Source organism: Agarivorans sp. 2_MG-2023 (assembly GCF_030548085.1).
In the GTDB taxonomy this organism is placed as follows: Bacteria; Pseudomonadota; Gammaproteobacteria; order Enterobacterales; family Celerinatantimonadaceae; genus Agarivorans.
Genome location: NZ_JAUORQ010000011.1, coordinates 95,831 through 121,801 on the forward strand (window position 1 = coordinate 95,831; position 25,971 = coordinate 121,801).

19 protein-coding genes are annotated in these 25,971 nt (G+C 44.0%); 15 read left to right on the top strand and 4 right to left on the bottom strand.

Annotated features, from left to right (window positions below; all coding sequences use genetic code 11):
* The 4 genes from Q4549_RS16535 to nadC all read right to left on the bottom strand — a co-directional run bounded on the left by Q4549_RS16535 (window position 1) and on the right by nadC (window position 4,600).
* The gene (locus tag Q4549_RS16535) at window positions 1-1,248 is read right to left on the bottom strand and encodes a type II secretion system F family protein (RefSeq protein WP_303553457.1); all 1,248 of its coding nucleotides are present in this window, start codon (window positions 1,246-1,248) and stop codon (window positions 1-3) included.
* Between the two features lie 86 nt (window positions 1,249-1,334).
* The gene (pilB, locus tag Q4549_RS16540) at window positions 1,335-3,041 is read right to left on the bottom strand and encodes a type IV-A pilus assembly ATPase PilB (protein ID WP_303553458.1); all 1,707 of its coding nucleotides are present in this window, start codon (window positions 3,039-3,041) and stop codon (window positions 1,335-1,337) included.
* Window positions 3,042-3,047: 6 nt separating this feature from the next.
* Complete coding sequence (locus tag Q4549_RS16545) at window positions 3,048-3,506, bottom strand: prepilin-type N-terminal cleavage/methylation domain-containing protein (RefSeq protein WP_303553459.1); 459 nt, start codon at window positions 3,504-3,506, stop codon at window positions 3,048-3,050.
* A 254-nt stretch (window positions 3,507-3,760) separates the two neighbouring features.
* Window positions 3,761-4,600 carry a carboxylating nicotinate-nucleotide diphosphorylase gene (gene nadC, locus Q4549_RS16550; RefSeq protein WP_303553460.1) on the bottom strand — a complete coding sequence of 280 codons (840 nt, stop codon included), beginning with the start codon at window positions 4,598-4,600 and terminating at the stop codon, window positions 3,761-3,763.
* Window positions 4,601-4,757: 157 nt separating this feature from the next.
* On the opposite strand from nadC, the gene ampD reads away from it, so the two are divergent.
* From ampD to Q4549_RS16625, 15 genes are all read left to right on the top strand, one after another.
* Complete coding sequence (gene ampD, locus Q4549_RS16555; protein WP_303553461.1) at window positions 4,758-5,297, top strand: 1,6-anhydro-N-acetylmuramyl-L-alanine amidase AmpD; 540 nt, start codon at window positions 4,758-4,760, stop codon at window positions 5,295-5,297.
* A 74-nt stretch (window positions 5,298-5,371) separates the two neighbouring features.
* Complete coding sequence (gene ampE, locus Q4549_RS16560) at window positions 5,372-6,226, top strand: beta-lactamase regulator AmpE (protein ID WP_303553462.1); 855 nt, start codon at window positions 5,372-5,374, stop codon at window positions 6,224-6,226.
* A 257-nt stretch (window positions 6,227-6,483) separates the two neighbouring features.
* Window positions 6,484-7,248, top strand: a complete 765-nt coding sequence (gene pdhR, locus Q4549_RS16565; protein WP_303553463.1) for a pyruvate dehydrogenase complex transcriptional repressor PdhR — start codon at window positions 6,484-6,486, stop codon at window positions 7,246-7,248.
* 56 nt (window positions 7,249-7,304) lie between these two features.
* Window positions 7,305-9,962 (top strand): pyruvate dehydrogenase (acetyl-transferring), homodimeric type, encoded by a 2,658-nt coding sequence (aceE, locus tag Q4549_RS16570; RefSeq protein ID WP_303553464.1) that lies wholly within the window; start codon window positions 7,305-7,307, stop codon window positions 9,960-9,962.
* 11 nt (window positions 9,963-9,973) lie between these two features.
* Window positions 9,974-11,836 (top strand): pyruvate dehydrogenase complex dihydrolipoyllysine-residue acetyltransferase, encoded by a 1,863-nt coding sequence (gene aceF, locus Q4549_RS16575; RefSeq protein ID WP_303553465.1) that lies wholly within the window; start codon window positions 9,974-9,976, stop codon window positions 11,834-11,836.
* Window positions 11,837-11,967: 131 nt separating this feature from the next.
* Entirely contained in the window at window positions 11,968-13,398 is a 1,431-nt protein-coding gene (gene lpdA, locus Q4549_RS16580; RefSeq protein WP_137673704.1) for a dihydrolipoyl dehydrogenase, read from the top strand.
* Window positions 13,399-13,478: 80 nt separating this feature from the next.
* On the top strand, window positions 13,479-15,695 hold the full coding sequence (locus Q4549_RS16585) for a patatin-like phospholipase family protein (protein ID WP_303553466.1): 2,217 nt from the start codon (window positions 13,479-13,481) through the stop codon (window positions 15,693-15,695).
* A 234-nt stretch (window positions 15,696-15,929) separates the two neighbouring features.
* Complete coding sequence (gene acnB / locus Q4549_RS16590; protein ID WP_303513844.1) at window positions 15,930-18,527, top strand: bifunctional aconitate hydratase 2/2-methylisocitrate dehydratase; 2,598 nt, start codon at window positions 15,930-15,932, stop codon at window positions 18,525-18,527.
* 229 nt (window positions 18,528-18,756) lie between these two features.
* Window positions 18,757-19,575, top strand: a complete 819-nt coding sequence (locus tag Q4549_RS16595; protein WP_303513841.1) for a winged helix-turn-helix domain-containing protein — start codon at window positions 18,757-18,759, stop codon at window positions 19,573-19,575.
* A 10-nt stretch (window positions 19,576-19,585) separates the two neighbouring features.
* The gene (locus Q4549_RS16600; RefSeq protein WP_303553467.1) at window positions 19,586-19,933 is read left to right on the top strand and encodes a YacL family protein; all 348 of its coding nucleotides are present in this window, start codon (window positions 19,586-19,588) and stop codon (window positions 19,931-19,933) included.
* 349 nt (window positions 19,934-20,282) lie between these two features.
* The gene (locus Q4549_RS16605) at window positions 20,283-20,621 is read left to right on the top strand and encodes a P-II family nitrogen regulator (RefSeq protein ID WP_016400812.1); all 339 of its coding nucleotides are present in this window, start codon (window positions 20,283-20,285) and stop codon (window positions 20,619-20,621) included.
* Between the two features lie 45 nt (window positions 20,622-20,666).
* Entirely contained in the window at window positions 20,667-21,938 is a 1,272-nt protein-coding gene (locus Q4549_RS16610; protein WP_137673709.1) for an ammonium transporter, read from the top strand.
* Window positions 21,939-22,071: 133 nt separating this feature from the next.
* Window positions 22,072-23,106, top strand: a complete 1,035-nt coding sequence (locus tag Q4549_RS16615; protein WP_303553468.1) for an extracellular solute-binding protein — start codon at window positions 22,072-22,074, stop codon at window positions 23,104-23,106.
* Window positions 23,107-23,208: 102 nt separating this feature from the next.
* Window positions 23,209-24,894, top strand: coding sequence for an iron ABC transporter permease (locus Q4549_RS16620; protein ID WP_303553469.1), 1,686 nt, complete (start codon window positions 23,209-23,211; stop codon window positions 24,892-24,894).
* Between the two features lie 7 nt (window positions 24,895-24,901).
* Window positions 24,902-25,954 (top strand): ABC transporter ATP-binding protein, encoded by a 1,053-nt coding sequence (locus tag Q4549_RS16625; RefSeq protein ID WP_303553470.1) that lies wholly within the window; start codon window positions 24,902-24,904, stop codon window positions 25,952-25,954.
* The last annotated feature ends 17 nt before the right edge of the window (window positions 25,955-25,971 follow it).

Below are 25,971 nucleotides of genomic sequence, written 5' to 3' on the forward strand. Positions count from 1 at the left end.
TTAACTGACAACTGAGCCTAATTTAAAGATTGGTAGATACATGGCGATTACCATACCACCAACCAATACGCCAAGCACAGCCATAATAAGTGGTTCGATCAGGCTTGTGAGGCCATCAACAGCGTCATCTACTTGTTGCTCGTAAATATTGGCTACTTTTTCTAGCATGCTATCTAAGGAGCCAGACTCTTCGCCAATCATCACCATTTGCGTCACCATATCTGGAAATATATTAACGGTTCGCATGGCGATATTCATTTGCATACCACCTGTAACCTCAATTCTAATTGCGTCAATGGCATTGCGGTATACAACGTTGCCTGAAGCCCCTGAAGCCGAGCGAAGCGCATCAATTAATGGGATACCTGCAGCAAAGGTAGTTGATAAGGTACGAGCAAAACGGGCCATAGCTGCTTTATGTAAAATAGGGTTAATGACCGGAATTTTAAGAACGAACCGGTCAGTGGCGTCTTTAACTGCTTGGGATCGCCTAAAGGACTGTACATAGCCATAAGCTAAAGCAAACAAGGAACCAAAAATGACTGGCCAATAGTCCTGTACAAAACGAGATATAGCAATAACAAACTGGGTAAATGCTGGAAGCTCTGCTCCAAAACCTGCAAAGATTTCTTCGAATTGTGGAATTACAAACAGTAAAAGGATAGTAGTAACGATAATGGCAACGATAATAACTGAGACGGGGTAAAACATGGCTTTTTTAATTTTTGATTTAAGCGCTTCTGCTTTTTCTTTATAAATCGCTACGCGGTCATAAATCGTCTCTAAAGCACCACTTTGCTCGCCAGCTTCGATTAAGTCACAATATAAGGCATCGAAGTAGAGCGGATGTTTACGCAAGGTTTCTGATAGCGCGGTACCTGACTCCACTTCAGCAGCGATCTCAGAGATGAGCTCACGCATTGCTGGTTTTTCTACACTTTTCGAAATTATGTTAAAACTTTGGACCAATGGCACGCCAGCTTGCAGCATGGTTGCTATTTGCCGCGACATAACGGCAATGTCCATGGCATTAATTTTATTACCGAGCTTAGAAAGAAAACTTTCTGTTTTCTTTTTAGTTTTTGTTACGGTAATGCCTTGTCTACGTAGTTCTGCCTTAACCTGACTAATGGTTTCAGCTTGGTATTCTCCGCTAACCTTATCGCCTTTACGGTTTACCCCGCTCCAATTATAAGCGTTGATTTTTTTGACGGCGACTTTTCGTTTTGTGCTGGTTGCGGTAGCCATAACATCCTTGCTAATTGTTGATACTTAATTTGGTATGAAGCTAATTATTTAATTTATCAGATAATTACGCTACGTAGTGGGTGGGTTTACACATTTGTGACCCGCTCTACCTCAGAAAGACTAGTTACGCCTAAGCGGGCTTTTTCTAAGGCAGACATACGTAGTGAATACATGCCCTCAATGGCCGCTTGCTCTGCGATTTGAATAGAGTTACCTTCTAACATAATCAACTTGGAAATTTCGGTACTCATAGGCATGACCTCATAAATGCCTACTCGTCCCTTGTATCCGCCCGTGCATTTGTCACAGCCAACGGGCTCAAATAGCTTAATACCAGAGTCGATTTGTGTTTGAGTGAAGCCCATTTTGGGTAGCAATATGGCTTCAACCATTTTCGGTTTTTTACAATGTTCACATAATTTACGGGCTAGTCGCTGGGCAATTATTAAACTAACGGAAGAAGCAATGTTAAAGGCGGGGACACCCATGTTTAACAGTCGAGTTAAAGTCTCTGCCGCTGAATTGGTATGTAAAGTAGATAAAACTAAGTGACCAGTTTGTGCTGCCTTAATCGAAATTTCAGCAGTTTCTAAATCTCGAATCTCCCCCACCATCACAATATCGGGATCTTGACGTAAAAATGCACGTAAGGCGCTTGCAAAGGTCATTCCCGCTTTATTGTTAATCAATACTTGATTTACACCTGGCAAGTTGATTTCCACAGGGTCTTCCGCTGTAGAAATATTTGTTTCGGTAGTGTTTAGAATGTTTAAGCCAGTGTACAAAGATACTGTTTTACCAGAACCGGTGGGGCCGGTTACCAAGATCATACCTTGTGGTCGCGCTAAAGCGTCTAGGTATAGTTTCTTTTGCTTGTCATCATAACCGAGAATATCGATATTTAGATTGGCTGCTGAGGAATCTAATATACGAATTACAATTTTTTCTCCCCACATGGTGGGCAGTGAGTTAACCCGCATATCAATGGCTTTGTTACGGCCAGTTTTCAGCTTAATTCGCCCATCTTGCGGCAGGCGGCGCTCTGCAATGTCCATACGCGCCATTACTTTAAGCCGAGCAGAAAAGCGATTAGCAAGGTTAATAGGCGGGCTGGCTATTTCATGTAAGATACCATCAATACGAAAACGAATACGATACTTATGTTCATAGGGTTCAAAATGTAAATCTGAGGCGCCACGTCGAATGGAGTCCATTAATATTTTATTGATGTAAACAACAATCGGTGCGTCGTCTTCTTTATTATTCTGTTTTTCGTCAAGTCGAGAGTTTTCGTCACTCACCTCTAAATCGCTGATGTCTTCATCAGAGATGTCACCAATGTCTAGGTTGGCAGTATCGTCGACTAAAGATTGAATTGCTTTGAGGAGCTTAGTTTCTTCAACCAAAAGTGCTTCGACATGTAGTCCAAAGCTAAAACCAAAATCTTCCAAAGCAACAACGTTACTTGGATCCGCCATTGCTACATAAAGAGTTTGGTTTTGGCTATAAACTGGCAGTACGTGGTGTTTAAAAATGAGCTTTTCGTTAAGGTAGTCTTGCGGTATTTCGGTTAGTTCAATGGCATCGAGATCGAGTAAGGGAATGCCAAACTGCGCTTCACAGAAATCGGCAAGATCTTTACTGGAAATTAGTTCGTTTTCTACAAGGACTGTTGTAAAGGCGCGCTGTTCTTGAATGCAGCGTTTGAACAACTCCACAAGTTGAGTTTCTTTTTCTGGAAAAGAAACGGCCAAGCTAGAAGCTAGGCCGTTAAGTTTAATCTCGACTGACATTAGCTATTAACAAAGCCCTTCAGTGCGACATGTACCACCGCGAGTCCAAACAACTTGACCCGTTGTCGTAGATGCAGAAGCAGTTAGGGTATATGTTACATCAGCATTACCCGAATCTTGGATGTTTTGCGCTGAAGCTGTAATTACACCACTAGTAACATCAACTGATTTGACTTCTGGGCCGCCAGATGATTTCGCCCCAGCGTTATCTGATGCTGTTGAACAAGTTGTTTGCGCACCACTTGCACCAGGATCGCTCTGCCAACATACTTCATAGGCTGTTTTTGCTGGGCCTGCAGCAGCAATAACCTCAGAGAATTTAGCACGGTCAGTATAAGTTTGGTATGCCGGTAATGCCACTGCAGCCAAAATAGCTACAATCGCTACTACGATCATTAATTCAATAAGAGTAAAACCTGATTGCTTGTTAGCAACTTTGGTTTGAAGGTTTTGGATGGTTTTCATTGCGTCTTTCCTTTACACAAGTTTTTTGAAGTTATTCATTTACCGTTGTTTTTGTTCAGAGTTGTGGTGAAACAATTGAGTTGTTTCTACGTCCCTGATACCACGATGCTATAAATGAGTTTCACATTAAAGCATACGACTTAAAAAAGTATAGCTTTTATTGAAAAAAGGCAATGATATCGTGATCTTAGCAACACTTATTAAATCCCTTGTGTACATCTAGGTGTACACAAGGATGTTCGCATTAACATTTATTAGGCGACAAATCGCATACTTAGGTCTAAGGCCTTGACATGTTTAGTTAAAGCACCCACAGAAATGAAGTCCACGCCAGTTTCGGCATACTGACGAATCGTTGTTATAGTCATGTTTCCTGAAGCCTCCAATTTTGCTCGGCCTTGGTTTAATTCCACCGCTTGTTTCATTAAGGCCACTGAGAAATTGTCTAGCATTACCACATCACAATTGGCATCTAATGCTTGCTCAAGCTCATTGAGATTCTCTACTTCTACTTCTACCTTTTTACCTGGAGATAAAAGGCGGGCTTTTTCGATAGCTTGTTTAATGCCACCACAGGCCATGATGTGGTTTTCTTTAATTAAGAATGCGTCGTGCAAGCCAAAACGATGATTGGTTCCTGCACCACAAGTTACTGCGTATTTAGAGGCATAACGTAATCCAGGGAGAGTTTTACGGGTATCGAGTAGCTTGCAGTTAGTGCCTTCTAGCAAGTCCATGTATTCGGCAACTTGAGTGGCAATGCCGGATAGGGTTTGAATAAAGTTAAGCGCAGAGCGCTCGCCAGTGAGCAGGATTCTTGCTGGGCCAGTTAAAAAACAAAGTGCTTGGTCTTCAACTACTTTATCGCCATCGGCCACTAACCACTCAATGTCTACTTCATCACCAAGCTGACGAAACACTTCATCGGCGAATGCTTTGCCCGCAAAGGTGGCGGATTCACGGCTAATGATTTTTGCTTTGCTTACTTGTTGCTCTGGAATAAGGGCGGCGGTAATGTCTAAGTTTGCGTCGAGTGTTCCTAAATCTTCAACTAAAGCGGCGCTTATGTTGGCACGCAATTGTTCAGCGTTCATGCATCGTTTCTCTGGTGGTTAGTAGATGTGAAGTAGATAAGTGAATTATCATCATAATATTGGCGTATTTTAACGCAGAAGCTTCACGCTTGCATGGGCTAATCTAGTCTTTATTATGAGAGGCTACATTTGGTATTGCTTATACGGAGATTTAGGCTTGAGAATCAACGCACAACATCAACTGGTTTCAGCTAGGCAAATACCCAGTGCATTCTATAATTTGCGGCCTATGGGCGAAGTGAGTTTATTAGTTATTCACTGTATAAGTTTACCAGAGGGGAAATTTGGTAATCAGTATATTGATGACTTGTTTAGTGGTTGCCTTGATTGTTCCGCAGAACCAAGCTTTCATGATCTTCAAGGTCTAGAAGTTTCAGCCCACTTGTTAATTGATAGAGCGGGACGGGTAACTCAATACGTACCTTTTGATAAGCGGGCTTGGCATGCTGGTGTATCTTCTTTCGATAATCATGAAAACTGCAATGATTACTCCATTGGCATTGAGCTAGAAGGCACCGATACAAGCCGCTATACTTCAGAGCAATATCAATGCTTAATAGAGGTCACTAAGTTACTGCAAAGTAACTACCCAGCCATTACCAAGCAGCGCATTGTAGCACATAGTGATATTGCTCCAGGGAGGAAAACCGATCCTGGTTCGGAGTTTGATTGGTGCCAATACCTAGACGCATTATAAAGTCGCTAGATATCGCTAAGTAATTAACTTAATATTTATTATCAAGCTGACGTTTATGGAGTAAATTCAGCAACATGTCTTTAATTTCACTTTTGTTAGCCTTGAGTTTAGAACGTGCTCGCCGAATTGGTGCCAGTTGGTGGTGGCAGCATGTATTTCATTGGTGGTTGCAGCGTTTCGACAGTTTATCTGCAACATGGCAGATTGTTATGGCGGTGGTATTGCCTACGCTGCTGCTTGCTTACTTGCAAGTTAGCTTAGCTGGTTGGCTGTTTGGTTTACCCAGTTTAGCTTTATGGATTTTTATTCCACTGCTTACCTTAGGTTGCCCGCCATTGCAGCAAGGTTATCGTGATTACCTTAGGGCTGCCGCTAGTGGTAATGAGCAAGCCTGTAATGAGTTTAACCAACAGCTATTGAACCAAATTCACCCGCTGCATCAAACTGATGAAAAGGAGTCTATTGCTCTCTCTACTGGCACCCAGCTCATGTGGCTTAACTATCGTTACTATTTTGCGGTGATCTTTTTCTATGTATTAGCGGGGCCAGCTGGCGCTGTGTTTTATGGTTGCAGCCGCGGCTTGTATTTACATAAAAGCACCGAGGTACAAGCGCTTGCGCCTACGGTAAATAATTTCATGCACTATATTGATTGGTTGCCAAGCCGTTTAGCGAGTTTATGTTATCTGGCGGTAGGCAATACCTCAGCAGCTTTACCCATTTGGTTACAAGCTTTAAAAGATACTACCCATAGCAACGGCTATTGGCTGGCCAAGGTGGCGGTAGCTGCAGAGCTTTCAGGCGACGAGTCTGAACACGAGATGTTGTGTGTGGCGACTACCTGCCGTTTCGTTAGTTTAGCTAAGCGCGGAATTATGTTTGCGATTGCGATTATTGCCATGCTAACTATCGCTGGTTGGTTAATTTAGCCCTGTCAGTCGGGTTGTAGCAAACTCGACTAATTTTCACATTTCATTGTTAACTCCTTCCCCTTTGTTACATTCGGACGATCTTGTGCACAAAAAGAGGTCTGACCAATTATATTTGTAGGACAATAGGCTTTACATATCTGGCAATAGGTGTTGGCTAAATTGATGTGGGTCAATTTTTCTGGACAGGGTGTTTCTGATTTGTTAATTTGCTGCGTGTAAATTGGTATTACCAATATTCAGATTGATAGGAATCGATGAGCTACCAACGAATTAAACCACCTAAACTCGCCGACGTAATTGCTAAGCAATTAGAGCGAATGATTGTAGAAGGGAGTTTACCGCCAGGTGAGCGTTTGCCTGCCGAACGCGAGTTGGCTATTCAGTTCGATGTTTCACGTCCATCACTGCGTGAAGCGATTCAAAAATTGGAAGCGAAAGGCTTGGTGGTAAGGCGACAAGGTGGCGGTACTTACGTACAGCAAAAGTTGCGCGAAGCGCTTACCGATCCCTTGTTTGATTTATTGTCCAATCATGATGAAAGCCAACTAGACTTGTTGGAGTTTCGTCACGCTGTTGAGGGGATTTCTGCTTATTATGCCGCCCTAAGAGGGACAGAAGCGGATTTAGATAAAATTCAGGCTTGTCACGAGCGCATAGAGTTAGCTCAGCATGATGGAAATACTCAAGACGAAGCAAAAGCAGTTTTAAATTTTTATGAAGCGATTACCGAGGCGTCACATAACTTGGTGTTGTTTCATTTAATTAGAGGCTTAAGTCCATTGTTGGAAAAAAACATTATGGACAATTTTCAACTCTTGTATACACGCCCAGATGTTGCCGAAAAAATTCGCCATCATCGGTCGTTAATGCTGCAGGCCATATTAGATGGTAAGCCAGATGATGCGAGAGAAGCTTCACACAAACATTTGGCGTTTATTGAAGAAACGCTATTGCTGATTGAGCGAGAAGATAGCCGTGTAGAGCGGTCTAATCGTCGTTTAAAACAATTGAAAGTGTAACCTAAACCTTAAAGTTAGGGTTTGGAAAACTATTAATAACTGATAAGGAAACAGCCATGTCAGAGGTACTGAAGCATGATGTTGACTCGCTAGAAACCAGTGAGTGGATCGACGCCATTGAATCTGTGATCCGTGAGGAAGGCGTTGAACGTGCACAGTTCTTGTTAGAGCAGGTCATTGCTAACGCTAAGATTGATGGATTAGCCGGCCCTGGCGGGTCTATCACTAGCGATTACATCAATACTATCGCAGTGTCAGATGAGCCTGAATACCCTGGCGACAGTGCAATAGAGCGTCGTATTCGTTCTATTATTCGCTGGAATGCAATTATGATTGTATTGCGTGCCTCTAAAAAGGACCTCGACCTAGGCGGTCACATGGCGTCTTATCAGTCTTCTGCTGCATTTTATGAAGTGTGTTTTAACCACTTCTTCCGTGCGCGCAATGAGCAAGATGGCGGTGATTTGGTTTATTACCAAGGGCACATCTCTCCGGGTATTTACGCACGCGCATTTGTTGAAGGGCGTTTAACGACTGAGCAACTAGATAACTTCCGCCAAGAAGTAGGCGGTAACGGTTTAAGCTCTTACCCGCACCCTAAGTTAATGCCTGAGTTCTGGCAGTTTCCTACTGTGTCTATGGGTCTTGGCCCTATCTCTGCTATTTATCAAGCCCGTTTCCTTAAGTATCTTACCGGTCGTGGCTTAAAAGACTGTACTCAGCAACGTGTTTACGCGTTCTTGGGTGATGGCGAGATGGACGAGCCAGAATCACGTGGTGCAATTTCTTTCGCTGCTCGTGAAAAGTTAGATAACTTATGTTTCCTTATTAACTGTAACTTACAGCGCTTAGACGGCCCAGTAATGGGTAACGGCAAAATCATTCAAGAGCTAGAAGGCCTATTTAAAGGTGCTGGCTGGAATGTGATTAAAGTGGTTTGGGGTAGTGAGTGGGACAGCCTGCTAGCGAAAGACAGTTCTGGTAAGTTGTTGCAGTTGATGAACGAAACCATTGACGGCGATTACCAAACCTTTAAAGCAAAATATGGCGCTTATGTGCGTGAGCACTTCTTTGGTAAATACAGCGAAACCGCTGAATTAGTTAAAGATATGAGTGACGACGAAATTTTTGCTCTGCGTCGTGGTGGTCACGATCCGGTTAAACTTTACGCCGCCTTTGATAAAGCACGTAAAACAGCCGGCGTACCTACTGTTATCTTAGCCAAAACGGTTAAAGGTTACGGTATGGGCGAAGCAGCTCAAGGTAAAAACATTGCTCACGGCGTTAAGAAAATGGACATGAACTATGTTCAGCAATTCCGTGACCGTTTAGGTGTAGATGTAAGTGATGCTGACTTACCTAATCTGCCTTACATTGAGCTTAAACCTGGTACAGCAGAATACGATTACCTACATGCTCGCCGTAAAGAGTTAAAAGGTTACACGCCAACACGTTTGCCTAAATTTACTAAAGACTTAGAGATCCCTGAGTTGAGCGAGTTTGATGCCTTATTAGGTGAGCAAAAGCGCGAAATATCTACCACCATGGCTTACGTTCGAGCATTAAATGTCATGCTTAAGAACAAAGGCATTGGTAAAAACATCGTGCCGATTATTGCCGATGAAGCACGTACCTTTGGTATGGAAGGTTTGTTCCGCCAAGTGGGTATTTACAACCCAGGCGGTCAGGTTTATACCCCGCAAGACAGAGAGCAAGTGTCTTACTATAAAGAAGATACAAGCGGTCAAGTATTGCAAGAAGGGATTAACGAATTAGGTGCCATGAGCTCGTGGGTTGCTGCTGCTACGTCATACAGCACCAACGATGTACCAATGATTCCGTTCTACATCTATTACTCTATGTTTGGTTTCCAACGCGTAGGTGATATGTGTTGGATGGCGGGCGACCAACAAGCGCGCGGTTTCTTATTAGGCGCAACTGCCGGTAGAACCACGCTAAATGGTGAGGGCTTGCAGCACGAAGATGGTCACAGCTTAATTTTAGCTAACACCATTCCAAACTGTATTTCTTACGACCCAAGCTTTGCCTTTGAAGTCGCCGTAATTCTGCAAGATGGTTTGCGCCGTATGTACGGTGAGCAAGAGAATGTTTACTACTACTTGACCTTGATGAATGAAAACTATCATCAACCAGCTATGCCAGAAGGCGCAGCTGACGGTATCCGCAAAGGTATCTACAAGTTTGAGAGTAATAAAGGCAGCAAGGCGCAGGTTCAGTTATTGGGCTCTGGCACTATCATGCAGCAAGTACTTAAGGCCGCTAAAGTGTTGAGTGAAGAATATGACGTAGCCTCTGAAGTATTCAGTGTTACCTCGTTTAACGAACTGACCCGCGAAGGCCAAGCTGTTGAGCGTTTGAACATGCTTAAGCCAGAAGCGGAAGAGCAAGTACCGTTTATTACTGAAGCTTTAAGTGATTTACCGACCATTGCCGCTACCGATTACATGAAGCAATACGCCGAGCAAGTACGTGCTTACATTCCTGGTAGTTACAAAGTATTAGGTACCGATGGATTTGGTCGCAGTGATAGCCGAGAAAATTTACGTCGTCACTTTGAAGTGAATGCCGATTACATTGTTGTAGCTTCGTTAGCTGAGTTAGCTAAAGCTGGAACTATTGATAAGAAGTTAGTGGTAGAAGCGATTGAAAAATATGGCATCGACACTGACAAAGTTAACCCTCTCTACGCGTAAGGGCGAGTGATATGAGTATTGAAATTTTTGTACCAGATATTGGCGATGATGAAGTAGAAGTTACCGAAATTCTTGTCAATGTGGGCGACAGCGTAGAGTTAGAGCAATCGCTTATTTCGGTAGAAGGCGACAAAGCCGCTATGGAAGTACCAGCATCTCAAGCGGGTGTTGTAAAAGAAATTAAAGTAGCGGTGGGTGACAGTGTTGCGACAAACGCACTGATTATGATCTTTGAAGCCGAAGGTGCTGCAGCTGCAACGCCAGCAGCAGAAGCACCGGTTGCATCAGCAGCGCCTGCCGCTAGCTCGGTAGAGTTAGTGCACGTACCAGATATTGGCGATGATGAAGTAGAAATTACTGAAATCGCAGTGAGTGTGGGTGACGTTATTGACGCTGAGCAAACGCTTATTTCTGTAGAAGGCGATAAAGCCGCTATGGAAGTACCTGCACCATTTGCTGGCACGGTAAAAGCGATTAGCGTAACGGTAGGCGATAAAGTGACTACCGGTTCTCTTATTATGGAATTTGAAGTAGCTGGTTCCGCGCCTGCTTCAGCTCCTGTTGCTGAGGCCGCACCTGCCGCTCCAGCAGCTAAGCAAGAGCAGCAAGTTCTAATCCCTGATATTGGTGACGACGAAGTTGAAGTAACCGAAGTAACAGTATCGGTTGGCGACACTGTTGAGCTTGAACAAACTCTGATTTCTGTAGAAGGTGACAAAGCCGCTATGGAAGTACCTGCACCGTTTGCTGGTGTGGTTAAAGAGCTTAAGGTTGCGACTGGCGATAAAGTAAAAACTGGCTCGCTGATTATGGTGTTTGAAGTTACATCTGCAGCGCCTGTTGCTAGCGCACCAGCGGCGGCACCAGCCGAAGTAGCTAAACCTGCAGCGGCTCCTGCGTCAGCTAGTAAGCCTGCGAGTGTGCCAGCAAAAGCGGGTGAGTTTGTTGAAAACAGTGCCTACGTACATGCTTCACCGGTTATTCGTCGTTTAGCTCGTGAATTCGGGGTTGATTTAGCCAAGGTTAAAGCGTCTGGTCGTAAGGGCCGTATCGTTAAAGAAGACGTACAAGCTTACGTTAAACAAGCAGTTAAAGTACTTGAGTCTGGTGCTTCTGCTGGTGGCGCGGGTATGGCTGTAGCAGCTTGGCCGAGTATTGATTACTCTAAATTTGGTGAAGTGGAAGAAGTTCCGTTATCACGTATTCAGAAAATCTCTGGCCCTGCTTTACACCGTAACTGGGTGAAGATCCCACACGTTACTCAGTTTGACGAAGCTGACATTTCAGAAATGGAAGCCTTCCGTAAAGAGCAGAATGTGATTGCTGAGAAGCAACAGCTTGGCTTTAAGATTACGCCGCTGGTATTTATGCTAAAAGCAGCAGCTAAAACCCTAGAAGCTATGCCTAAGTTTAACTCGGCGCTTTCTGATGATGGCAATAGCCTTATCATGAAGAAATACATTCACATTGGTATTGCGGTAGACACGCCAAACGGCTTGGTTGTACCGGTAGTACGTGATGTGAATAAGAAAGGTGTTTACCAGCTTTCAGAAGAGTTAGTAGAAATTTCGAAGAAAGCACGAGCAGGTAAACTAACTGCCTCAGACATGCAAGGTGGCTGTTTCACTATCTCTAGCCTTGGTGGCATTGGTGGTACGCAGTTTACGCCTATTGTAAATGCGCCTGAAGTGGCCATTTTAGGTGTATCACGCAGTGAGATGAAACCTAAGTGGAATGGTAAAGACTTTGTTCCGAAGTTAATGCTACCGCTGGCATTGTCTTATGACCATCGAGTGATTGATGGTGCTGATGGAGCAAGATTCATCTCCACCTTAAGTGGCTTGTTAGGTGATATTCGCCGACTAGTACTTTAGTAATAAGAGCTGGGTGTTTATCACCCGGCTCTTCTTTTTTATACCGATTAACCGTAAACTCAGTTTAGCTGCATGGTTAACAGATTTACCCTACAGCAGCTTTACAACATAACAATACCAAGAGGTCATCAATGAGTAAGGAAATCAAGACCCAGGTGGTAGTACTGGGTGCAGGCCCTGCAGGTTATTCTGCTGCCTTCCGTGCTGCCGATTTAGGTTTGGAAACAGTAATTGTAGAACGCTACGCCACCCTCGGCGGAGTATGTTTGAATGTGGGCTGTATCCCATCAAAAGCGCTATTGCACGTAGCTAAAGTGATTGAAGAAGCAAAATCACTGGCTGAGCACGGCATTGTATTTGGTGAGCCACAAACCGACATTAATAAAATCCGTACCTGGAAAGAAAAAGTCATCAGTCAACTGACTGGCGGCCTCGACGGTATGGCTAAAATGCGTAAAGTTAAAGTAGTTCAGGGCCTAGGTAAGTTTACTGGCGCTAACTCATTGCAAGTTGAAGGTGACGAAGGCGTTACAACTATCAACTTCGATAACGCGATTATTGCTGCGGGCTCTCGCCCAGTAAAATTGCCATTTATCCCACACAATGATCCACGTGTTTGGGATTCAACAGATGCACTAGAACTAAAAGAAGTTCCAGGCAAATTGTTGGTATTAGGCGGCGGTATTATTGGCCTAGAAATGGGTACAGTATACGGCGCATTAGGCAGTGAAATTGATGTAGTTGAATTTGCCGACCAGCTAGTACCTGCTGCAGATAAAGACGTTGTGCGTGCTTACACCAAGAAGGTGAAAGACAAGTTCAACATCATGTTAGAAACCAAAGTGATAGCCGTAGAGTCTAAAACTGATGGTTTATACGTGACTTACGAAGGTAAGCAAGCGCCACATGAACCAGTACGTTACGACGCAGTACTAGTAGCTGTAGGCCGTGTACCAAATGGCTTGGGCTTAGAAGCTGAAAAAGCAGGCATCGAAGTAACCGAACGTGGTTTCATTGAAGTTGATAAGCAGCTTCGTACAAACGTACCGCACATTCATGCTATTGGTGACATTGTTGGTCAACCTATGTTGGCCCATAAAGGTGTGCACGAAGGCCATGTTGCTGCCGAAGTTATCTCTGGCAAGAAGCACTTCTTTGATCCTAAAGTGATTCCTTCTATTGCTTATACCGAGCCCGAGATGGCATGGGTTGGCTTAACCGAGAAAGAAGCTAAAGCACAGGGTATTAACTACGAAGCATCGGTATTCCCTTGGGCTGCTTCTGGTCGCGCTATCGCATCAGATTGCCCAGACGGCATGACTAAGATGATTTTTGATAAAGAATCTGGTCGTGTAATTGGTGGCGCAGTTGTGGGTACTAATGGCGGTGAATTGCTTGGTGAAATTGGCCTAGCCATTGAGATGGGTTGTGATGCCGAAGATATTGCATTAACTATTCATGCTCACCCAACCTTGCATGAGTCTGTAGGTTTAGCGGCAGAAATTTTCGAAGGCAGCATTACCGACCTTCCAAATGCCAAAGCTAAGAAAAAGAAAAAATAGACTCAGATAGTTTTAAAAACTAAAGTTATAAAGGCAGCCTTGGCTGCCTTTATTGTTTGTTTTCAAAGGAATGACTCTTGATGCCGCGTTTGCGCAATAGCCTATTACTGTTAGTTTTTTTATCTACTGCTTTTAGCGTAGTAGCGCGCCCTAAAATAGGTTTAGCGTTAAGTGGTGGTGGCGCTAAAGGTGCTGCGCATCTTGGGGTTATGCAACTTTTAGAAGAATACAATGTTCCCGTTGATTATGTAGCAGGTACCAGTATGGGCGCTTACTTCGGCGCTATGTTGGCAATGGGCTATACCGCTGAAGAAATAGAAGCATTAACATTTTCTATTCATTGGGAAAGCGGCTTTGTTGACGACGTAACACGAAGCGAGTTGTCGCTACGCAGTAAAAAACAACAAGACGATTATCAGATCTCTCTACCTTTGGGGCTAAATGAGCAAGGTATTCAAATACCCAAAGGCGCTGTACAAGGTCAAACCATGGCCGAAATTCTCCGTTTTGCCACCAGTAATCTAGAAGCACTAGCAAGCTTTGACGAGCTCGCAATTCCCTATCGCGCAGTCGCCACCGATATGGCTGAAATGAAACCTTATATACTTGAGCGAGGTGATTTAGCTGTCGCCATGCAAGCCAGTATGTCGGTGCCGGGAGCACTACGTCCAGTGGAGTTAGACGGTAAACAGCTGTCTGATGGAGGGGTAGTAAACAACATGCCGGTAGATGTACTTAAAGAGATGGGTGCCGATATTATTATCGCAGTTGATATTGGTTCACGGCTTAAAAAGCAGGGCCAACTTAATACCGCGGTTGATGTGGTGGACCAGCTATCTATCTTTTTAACTCGCTCAGGCACCGAACGACAAATAGCGTTGTTAAGCGCCGATGATTTATTAATTTCTCCTGATATGACGGGAGTAGATACCGCAGACTTCTCTGCTATGCCGCTAGCGTTACAGCGAGGTAAAGAAGCGGGCAGGGAGCCTATTGCCGAACTAGCTAAACGGATAGGTGTTATCGAGCAGCATCAAGAGTATTTAGCCTATCGGCAAACTGTTACTGAGCGTAAAGCACAGCTCAAGTTACATGAAGAGTTTGTAGTTAACCGTATCGAGCTAAACAACGACTCAAGCCTTAGTGATGAGGTTATTTTGGCGCGTTTGAAACTCAATCAAGGTGAGCTTTTATCTAAGGCTGAGCTAGAAGAAAAAATTAGCCAGCTGTATGCCTTAGGAACATTTGAGCGGGTAGATTATCGCATTAGCACAGAGCAAGGCGAGAATGTAATTCATGTGGACACTCAGGAGAAAAGCTGGGGTCCGGGCTACTTTGACATGAAGATAGGCTTACAAGAGAACTTCTCCGATAGAACTGAAGCCAATATTGGCTTAGGTTTTACCTTAACTAATTTAAACGATTTGGGCGCCGAGTGGCGCAATGAAGTTGAAATAGGTTCGATTAAACGACTGTATACCGAATACTACTCACCAATAACCGAAAGCTTAAAGTACTCTTGGGCGATTTCGGCAGAATACGATAAACGTAATCGTCGCCTTTACGGAATATCTGAAGACTTTGAGTACCTAGAGGCTAGTTTCTCTGATCTGCAGTTTCGCACTCACTTGGCGTGGAATTATCAACCTTGGCAAGAATGGGCGGTAGGTCTAGCGGCAAAACATGGCAATATTAAAGTTAATGGTATCGCAGCAGAAGCAAATTATTGGCTGTATGGGCCTTATTTTAAGTTTGATTACGACACCCTAAATAGTTGGGCCTTTCCAACTCAGGGGAAAATGCTCGATGTTAATTTCACGCTTTATCATGAGGATGTGGATGAGTTTTCTAGCGTACTAGCACCCAGTTTTGAAACGCGTTGGAAGGTGCCGTTTGGTTGGGATAAGCACAATTTCAATTGGTTTGGTGAATACGGAAGCACCGGCAGTGATTTTATTATTCCTACTGATGCTCAAGATCTTGGTGGCTTCCTAAGGTTGTCTGGTTTTACCTACGAGCAGTTATCTGGCCGCTACAAAGCGCTAACCGGCTTAATGTATTTTTACCAACTTCATCATTACCAATCGCCGGCTTTTCAAGCGCCTGTATTTGTTGGCGGCTCACTAGAAAATGGTGGGGTGTGGAACAACTCTAGCGACATTTCATATGAAAGCGCTATTTGGGCTGGGAGCGTATTTATGGCTCTAGATACCAGCATGCTAGGGCCGATAGTGTTGGCTTATGGGCATAATCAAACTGAGCAAACGTTATATTTGTTTATTGGCAATGACTTCTAAATACGTGACAAATGTGAATAAATTGTAACTTTAGGCTTTGTGGCTAAAGTATAATAATGCATTTATCTTATTGTAATTAAAGGTTTTTGTTTGATTTTTGGTGGTTTATTAAAAATGCCGATATTTTAATTTATAGTTAAAACCGCTATAATCTCAGCCCGATGAGGCCAGCTAACCCAATGGCCCATATATATGGATATCCCCTACGGGCATTATTACAATAAGGAGCGAGCCGTGCTAGAAAGCTACCGCAAACACGTCGAAGAGCGTGCTGTTGAAGGTATTGTACCTAAACCCCTAGATGCTGAACAAACTGCAGGATTAGTAGAGTTATTAAAAGCTCCGCCAGCAGGTGAAGACGCATTCCTTCTGGATTTATTAGCTAATCGAATTCCCCCTGGTGTAGACGAAGCCGCCTATGTAAAAGCTGGTTTTCTTGCCGCTGTTACTACTGGAGAGGTGACTTCACCTATCGTGTCAGCTGCTTATGCAACAGAGTTGTTAGGCACCATGCAAGGTGGTTACAACATCGAGCCGCTTATCTCATTATTGGATAACGCCGAATTAGCCCCGATAGCAGTTAAAGCCTTATCACATACCCTGCTAATGTTTGATTCTTTCCACGACGTGGAAGAAAAAGCCAAAACGGGGAACAACTTTGCACAACAAGTGATGCAAAGTTGGGCTGACGCAGAATGGTTCTTAAACCGTCCTGAGTTAGCTGAGAAATCGACACTAACTGTATTTAAAGTAACCGGTGAAACCAATACCGATGACTTGTCTCCAGCACCTGATGCTTGGTCACGTCCAGACATTCCATTACATGCTTTAGCCATGCTTAAAAACGCACGAGAAGGTATTGAACCTGATCAAGCGGGCACTATTGGGCCAATGAAGCAAATTGAAGCACTACAAGAAAAAGGTCACCCTTTAGTTTACGTAGGTGATGTTGTTGGTACTGGTTCTTCACGTAAATCTGCGACTAACTCAGTGCTGTGGTTGATGGGTGACGATATCCCTAATGTACCAAACAAGCGCGGTGGTGGTTTCTGTCTAGGTGGTAAAATTGCCCCTATCTTCTTCAACACCATGGAAGATGCGGGTGCGTTGCCGATTGAGCTAGATGTAGAGCAACTTGCAATGGGCGATGTTATCGACATTTACCCATTTGCTGGTGAAGTGAAAAAAGCCGGTAGTGATGAAGTGATATCAACCTTCGAACTTAAAACAGAGGTGTTGTTAGACGAAGTACGTGCTGGTGGCCGTATTCCTCTAATTATTGGCCGTGGCTTAACTGACCGTGCCCGTGTTTCTTTAGGTTTAGCACCATCAGAAGTATTCAAACGTCCTCAAGATGTTGCTGCTTCAAGCAAAGGCTTTACGCTGGCGCAAAAAATGGTAGGTAAAGCATGTAGTGTTGAAGGGATCCGTCCTGGCCAATACTGTGAACCTAAAATGACAACTGTGGGTTCGCAAGATACAACCGGACCAATGACCCGTGATGAACTTAAAGATTTAGCGTGTTTAGGTTTCTCTGCAGACCTAACCATGCAGTCATTCTGCCACACGGCGGCTTACCCTAAGCCAGTAGACGTAACCACTCACCATACTTTGCCTGACTTCATCATGAACCGTGGTGGTGTTTCATTACGCCCTGGTGATGGTGTTATCCACTCTTGGCTAAACCGTATGTTGTTACCAGATACTGTGGGTACTGGTGGTGATTCACATACACGTTTCCCAATTGGTATTTCATTCCCTGCGGGTTCTGGCCTTGTGGCATTTGCAGCTGCAACCGGTGTTATGCCATTGGATATGCCTGAGTCAATCTTGGTGCGTTTTAAAGGTGAGATGAAGCCTGGTATCACATTGCGTGATTTGGTTCATGCCATTCCTTACGCAGCGATTCAAAACGGTTTGTTAACTGTTGAGAAGAAAGGCAAGAAAAACGCTTTCTCTGGTCGCATTCTAGAAATTGAAGGCTTAGAAAACTTAAAAGTTGAACAAGCTTTTGAATTGTCTGATGCTTCTGCTGAGCGTAGTGCCGCGGGTTGTACCATCAAGCTTGCGAAAGAGCCAATCATTGAGTACTTAAACTCTAACATTGTTATGTTGAAGTGGATGATTGCTGAAGGTTATGGCGACCGCCGTACCATTGAGCGCCGTATTACTGCAATGCAAGAGTGGGTAGCTAATCCAGAGTTAATGGAAGCCGATAAAGACGCAGAGTACGCTGAAATTATCGAGATTGACTTAGCTGATATTGGTGAGCCTGTATTGTGTGCACCAAACGACCCAGATGACGCACGTTTGCTGTCTGAAGTGGCCGGCCAAAAAATTGATGAAGTGTTCCTTGGCTCTTGTATGACCAACATTGGTCATTTCCGAGCTGCTGGTAAACTACTTGATAAACATACTGGCTCGTTACCTACACGCATGTGGGTTGCTCCGCCAACACGTATGGACCAAAAGCAGTTAACTGAAGAAGGCTATTACGGAATCTATGGCCGTGTAGGTGCTCGCACCGAGATCCCAGGTTGTTCATTGTGTATGGGTAACCAAGCACGCGTAGCCGACAACTCAACGGTGGTGTCTACGTCTACACGTAACTTCCCGAACCGCTTAGGTACTGGCGCCAATGTATATCTTGCGTCGGCAGAGTTAGCCGCTGTATCAGCCATTTTAGGTAAGCTTCCTACTCCAGCCGAGTACTTAGAATACGCTAAACAAATTGATGCAACTGCAGCAGATACTTACCGCTACTTAAACTTTGATCAAATTAGTGACTACACCAAAGTCGCTGATGAGGTAATCGTTCAAGCTGCAGTTTAACCTTCTGCAAAATCGACAAGCACAGCTAATAGCTGTGCTTTTTTTTTGCCTTTCACTTTACCTTTTTTACATTTTTTATGCCGCATTTGTCAATTTGTAGCTGTTTTTATGTAAGTTTTTTGTAATTTTTTGCTATTTTGCGCTATTTGTCATAGGATATTTTAGTATTTACTGGTATAAAGTGCATGCTAGATTTGACTAGCTCATTTACTTGCTGTTGGAAAACTATATGTCCTTTAATGATGTTGTTGTAGTTGGCCCTTTGGCCGTAGATATGAGCCAAAATAGTATTACGTTTAAGGATAAAAGTGCCTATTTAGGACCATTGAGAACCCATTTATTGGGATATTTATGTAAACATGTCAATCAAGTTGTGGGGAGAGACGACTTGTCTGACGCAGTATGGGGACGTAGTGTTTCCGACCATACTATTAATCAACATATATCCCAGTTACGTAAAGTGATTACCACGCTAAACAATACCGACTTAACCATTGCGACGATCCCTAAAAAGGGCTATATCGCTAGATGTGAGTCAGTAGGTCAACCTAACCGAACTAAAGCTGAACCGGCTCAAGTGCAAGCTAAAGCGCTGCTGTTGAGTGACCCTGCAACATGCCAACAGATCCAATCACATATGGAAGATGGCGAATTAAAGCATTTGGAAATGTTTTCTAATGCAGGCTTATTACATGATCGCCTAATGACCAATGAGTTTCAGGTTGTGATTGTAGATACTGATTTGGCGAATGCCGAAGGCTTAAAACTAATTAAAGCTATCCGTACTGGGCAAACACTTGCCAGTTCAGACATTGCTATTTTGTCAATGGCGTCGGAGGCTAGCAAGCAGTTGCTAGGCTTTAACGTGTTGATGGACGTGCAGGGCTTAGTGGTTAAACCGGTTAATAACGAAGTGCTAGAAAAACAGATTAAATCTGCGTTAGCGGCTCGTTTCAAACTAAAGCCTAATGTAGCGTACGATCTTGTACCTACTATGCTAAACACCTCGGTTAACGTAAACTTGCAGTCAACTTGCATGAGCAACTAGACTAATAAGTATGGAACTGACGATACGCCGTTCTTTGGACGGCGAATTTATTATTGATTGCGGAGACGAGCATCGGTGTTTTTCGATGTGGCTTGAGCGTGAATTAAATAAAGATCGTCAGTTTGTTCTGCGCTTGTTAGCGCAACTCGAACAGCTTAGTGGTTTAGATGAGCTTTGCTTGGATAGCGCCGAGTTTCGTTTCGTGGCAAGTTGCGACGAAGTAACCATTGAAGTCTCTACAGACGAATCAAGTGAACATCCGGGTTTACTAGAAGAAGCCTTGAGTTTAGACGCCGCCCACAGTGCGTGCGGTTATGACGATTTCATCGAACTGTTAAAATCCATTATTAAATATTAAATTGGTGCAACAACTTTCCACCTAGCATCCTTTTCCGCATTACTTGTTTGAATCATTAATCCTTATTGCTCATTAGCTTAGCTACTTACCTGTTAGTTTTCTTTTCCCTGTTTATTTGTCCTTAATAGTGTTTGCACTTAATTAGTGCTGCTGGATTTTGTTGTGAAATTTTGTGAGCCAAAATAGAACAATGTTAAAAATATTGGCACCAAGTTGGTGCGTGTGATTTTTTTGTCAATTAGGTTTTTGTTTTTAACTCTTTGTTTTTTATGGTTTATGCGCTTTTGGCACACCGCTTGTAAGTTGTTATTCGAGAAAAGTTAATCGATGACTCTTTGGAGGAGCTCAAATGAAACTAATTAGCGCGATAATCAAGCCATTCAAATTGGATGACGTGCGTGAAGCCATCGCCGAAGTAGGCGTAGATGGTTTAACCGTATCTGAAGTTAAAGGCTTTGGTCGTCAGAAAGGTCACACTGAACTTTACCGTGGAGCTGAATACCAAGTTGATTTTCTACCTAAAGTAAAATTGGAAATCGCTACTAGCTCAGAAAATGTAGATCGCATTATCGAAGCTATTTCTAGTGCAGCTTACACCGGTAAAATTGGTGACGGTAAGATTTTTGTATACGACTTAAGCAACGTAGTACGTATTCGTACTGGCGAAATGGATGCAGAGGCTATCTAAGGGAAACCTTAGCAAGCTTATAACAGGGATTACGGGGAAGTAATTATGGAAAACGAAATTTATCAACTGCAATATGCCATGGACACCTTCTACTTTTTGGTGTGTGGCGCATTAGTTATGTGGATGGCTGCTGGCTTTTCAATGTTGGAAGCAGGTTTAGTTCGCGCTAAAAACACCACAGAGATTCTTACTAAGAACATCGCACTTTATTCTATCGCTTGTATCATGTACTTGGTATGTGGTTACTCAATCATGTACGACGGCGGCATCTTCTTATCAGGCATCGAAGCGTTTGACCTAGGTGGCGTACTGGCTTCTAAAGCTGAAGAAGGCTTTGAAGGCGGCAGCGTATACTCAGGTGCTTCTGACTTCTTCTTCCAAGTAGTATTTGTAGCTACAGCAATGTCTATCGTATCTGGTGCGGTTGCTGAGCGTATGAAGCTTTGGGCATTCTTAATCTTTGCTGTAGTGCTAACTGGTTTCATCTACCCTCTAGAAGGTAGCTGGACATGGGGCGGTGCAGACGTATTTGGTCTTTACAACTTAGGCGACCTTGGTTTCTCTGACTTCGCTGGTTCAGGTATCGTTCACTTAGCAGGTGCTGCTGCAGCATTGTCTGGTGTATTGCTACTCGGCGCCCGTAAAGGTAAATACAGCAAAAATGGTTCTGTTAACCCAATCCCGGGTTCAAACATGCCACTTGCTACGGTAGGTACTTTCATCTTATGGATGGGGTGGTTCGGCTTCAATGGCGGTTCTGTATTGAAACTCGCTGATGCCTCAAGCGCTCACTCTGTTGCTATGGTATTCCTAAACACTAACGCAGCTGCGGCAGCCGGTGCTGTTTCTGCTCTACTTGTGTGTAAGTTAACTTGGGGCAAAGCTGACCTAACAATGTTACTAAACGGCGCGTTAGCTGGCCTAGTAGCAATTACTGCTGAACCTTCTACTCCTACTGCGCTTCAAGCCACAATGTTTGGTGCTGTAGCGGGCGTATTGGTAGTTGCTTCAATCGTATTCTTCGACAAGATTAAGATTGATGATCCAGTAGGTGCTATCTCAGTTCACGGTGTAGTTGGTTTGTTCGGTCTACTACTTGTTCCACTAACTAACGATGGTTCTAGCTTCTCTGGTCAAATCATTGGTGCCTTAACTATCTTTGGTTGGGTATTCGTTTCAAGCTTCATTGTTTGGAGTATCTTGAAAGCCGTAATGGGTATTCGAGTAACAGAAGAAGAAGAAATGAACGGTATGGACCTGTCTGATTGTGGTATCGACGCATACCCAGAGTTCGTAACAGTTAAATCTTCTAACTAAGAATAACTTGTTATCAAAAAGGCCTGCTTTTGCAGGCCTTTTTTTGTTTTAAAACATAGGCAATTTAGTTAACGCATGTTAATCTTAAGTCAAATGATAACGATTTGCGTTTAACTATTTGAAGGATTCGCTTGTGAACAAATCTGTATTCTCTTCGTTGGTAGCCGTATTGGCTTCATTGGTTGTTGCTACGCCAGCCATTGCTGCAGAAGAAGTTAACTTGTACTCATACCGCCAACAAAGCCTACTACAACCACTTACCGATGCATTTACCGCTGAAACTGGCATTAAGGTAAATGTTGTTCACGCAGAAAAAGGCTTAGCCGAAAAGATTAAGGCTGCTGGTGCGAATAACCCTGCTGATTTAGTGCTTACCGTTGATATTGGTCGCTTGGAAGAAGTACGTGCTGCTGGTTTGTTTGAAGCGGTAGATTCACCAGTATTAAACGACGTTGTACCCGCGCATTTGCGCCACCCAGAGAACCTTTGGTTTGCCTTAACCACACGTGCTCGTGTTGTTTACGCACATAAAGATCGTGTGAAAGAGGGTGAGTTAGCGTCTCTCAATGATTTAGCTGATCCAAAGTGGAAGGGTCGCATTTGTACGCGCTCAGGCAAACATGTATATAACATTGGTTTAATTGCTTCTGTGATTGCCGAAGATGGCGAAGAAGCTGCTGAAACATGGTTACGCGGCGTTAAAGACAACTTAGCTCGCAAACCTCAAGGTAATGACCGAGCTCAAGCTAAGGCTATTTTCGAAGGTCAATGTGACCTTGCTATCGCCAACCGCTACTACATGGGTAAAATGTTTTACAACACTAAAAGCCCTGAGCAACAGCAGTGGGCCGAGCAAATCCGTGTTGAATACTTAGACCAACAAGTGGGTGGCCGCGGTCAGCACATTAACATTTCGGGCGCCGGTTTGCTGAATACAGCTAAAAACAAAGGTAATGCGATTAAGTTGCTAGAGTTCTTAGTGGGTGAAACGGCTCAAGGCTTGTACGCTACCGCTAACTTTGAAGAACCTGTACGCGCTGGCATTAAAACCGACGAGTTCATTGAAAGCTTAGGCGATTTCAAATCTGACCGCATTTCGTTACAAGACGTAGCAGATCAGCGCGCAGCAGCAGCTCGCTTGGTTGACCGCGTTGGCTTTGATATGTAAAGGTTGCTAAACTTGCAGTTCTATCTGCAAGCTTAGATAAAGCTGGCCTGAGGTCAGCTTTTTTTGTGTATACGGCGCAGCGCCGTTTTTTGTTTGGAAGCTATGAGCACTACCGCTACGTCTACTTCGGTTCGATTATTGTTGTCTAAATCTCGCTTCGATCTATGGGTATGGATAGCGCTTGCGATTGCCATTCTGGCGTTTATTCCGGTCATCACCTTATTTAAGTTATCTTGGGCGAATAACCAAGAAATTTGGCAGCATCTGCTCGATACGGTGTTTTGGATATATGTTAAAAACACCCTCCTGTTATGTATGGGAGTTGCCCTGTTTACCGCTTTTATTGGTACAGGGGCGGCGTGGCTGGTTACTCGATTTAACTTCCCTTTAAAATCTGTTTTTGTATGGGCACTTTTGCTGCCTTTAGCTGTGCCGAGTTACATATTGGCCTTTGTGATAACCGATCAATTGGAATACGCCGGTTTTGTGCAAAAAAGCTTGCGTGCAATTTTTGGCTGGCAAACCGCTCGCGATTATTGGTTTCCTGAGATCCGCTCGATTCAAGGTGCTATCGCTGTACTAAGTTTAGTGCTTTACCCTTATGTGTATTTGTTGGCTCGTGCTGCATTTGTCGAGCAAGCCGCTCAGCTATTTGAAATGAGTCGCTGTTTAGGGAAAAGCCAAACTCAAAGCTTTTTTAAAGTAGCGCTTCCGTTGGCCAGGCCAGCCATAGTAGTGGGGGTGACTTTAGCCTTAATGGAAACCATTAATGAATATGGCACGGTAGAGTTTTTTGCGGTGCCCACGCTTACCGCGGGTATTTTTGATGTATGGCTGAACATGAGTAGTTTGTCGGCCGCTGCACAAATTGCCTTAATGTTGGTGAGCTTCTCCATTTTACTGTTGGGGCTAGAGCGTTACAGCCGCAACGCAGGTAAGTTTTACAAGTTGACTGGGCAATCTCCAGCAATGTTTGCCGAGCCTCTTAAAGGCGCTAAAGCTTGGACGGCCACACTACTGTGTTTGTTGCCGATTAGTTTGGGCTTCATCCTGCCGGTCACGGTGTTAAGTAATTATGCTTTACGTAACTTAGATTCTGGCTTTGAACAGTATTTAACTAATGCGTGGAACAGCTTTTCGTTAGCTGCAATGGCGGCGTTACTCACTACAGCCTTGGGTTTATTACTAGCCTATGGAGTACGTTTATCTAAAAGTAATAAGATGCGTAGTATCGCCGAGGCAGCAACGCTGGGTTATGCGATTCCTGGTGCGGTATTGGCGGTAGGTATTTTGTATCCGCTTGGCTTGTTTGATAATGCGGTCGATAGCTTAATGAAAGCTTGGTTTAACTACCCTACAGGTTTACTGCTTACCGGCACTGGGGGGGCTTTAGTGTTGGCTTACTCTTTACGTTTTATTGCCTTAAGTTACCGTACCCTAGATGCTAGCCTAACTAAAATTACGCCAGAAATGGACGACGCTTCTCGAGTATTAGGCAGCCGCTCTGGTAAAACGCTGTGGCGGATCCATTTACCGCTGATCAGACCAAGCTTACTTACTGCTATGTTGTTAGTATTTGTCGACACCATGAAAGAGCTGCCAATTACCTTAATTTTAAGGCCGTTCAATTTTAATACCTTGTCTACTCAAGTATGGGATTTAGCCTCTTTGGAGCAACTAGAGCAAAGTGCTTTAGCAGCCTTAACCATATTATTGGCAGGTATTCTTCCGGTTATCATAATGAGTCGAAATATTGGCTCTTCAGAACAGCGCCCACAAGGACACTAAACCCGCAATGAGTATTGTTTTACGTAAAGTTAATCATTTCTACGGTGAACAGCAGGCGCTTAAAGATGTCAGTATCGAGGTTGAAGAAAACCAAATTGTAGCGCTGCTGGGCCCATCAGGCTGCGGAAAAACTACTTTATTGCGTTTAATCGCTGGTTTAGAGCGGTTGCAAAGTGGTGAGCTGTACTTGCAAGACAAGTTAGTAGCAGCCCCTGCGCAAGCTATACACTTAGCACCTGAGCAACGCGCCATAGGTATGATGTTTCAAGACTATGCCTTGTTTCCGCATATGAGTGTTAAAACCAATATAGAGTACGGACTACGCAAGCAACAAGATTTACCAAAGCGTCGCCAGTGGATTGAAGAAAGCTTAAACAACATGGGCATGCAAGGTCTGCTAGATCGCTTTCCGCATACCTTGTCGGGTGGCCAGCAGCAGCGTGTCGCCCTATTACGCGCTTTAGCTCCAGAGCCTAACACCATGTTGTTGGACGAACCGTTCTCTGCACTCGATGAGCATTTACGCCAACAAGTACGGGAAGAAACCCTCGACGTATTGAAGAAAACCAAAACCCCCGCAGTGATGGTGACTCACGACCCGCTAGAGGCGATGTTTATCGCGGATCGGATTGTTGTGATGGAGCAGGGCGAAATCGTTCAAAATGCTAGCCCTCAAGAAATCTACAATCAACCAGAAAATGCCTTTGTGGCAGCGTTGTTTGGCCCAAGTAATCGCTTTGTTATACCGGTAGAGCAGGGTGTCGTTAGTACCGCCTTAGGGGCGTTTTCGGCCAATCAAATTAACGATGGCGAACTGGCAGAGGTGATTGTTCGCGCTAAAGATGTGGTGGTGCATCAGCTTGAAAACAGCCAACAAATAGAAGCGAGTATTATCTCGGTGCATTCAATGGGTAATGAAACGCACTTTAGGTTGCAGCTTGCTGAATTACCTGAGCAGGTGATTCATGCGCGAATGCGTGACCATTGGCAAGCAAGCCCGGGCACTAAGGTATGGTTATCGGTTAATGGTGATGCGGCATTTGTCTTCCCCAAAGTGTAGTTTGGGGAAGTGTTATT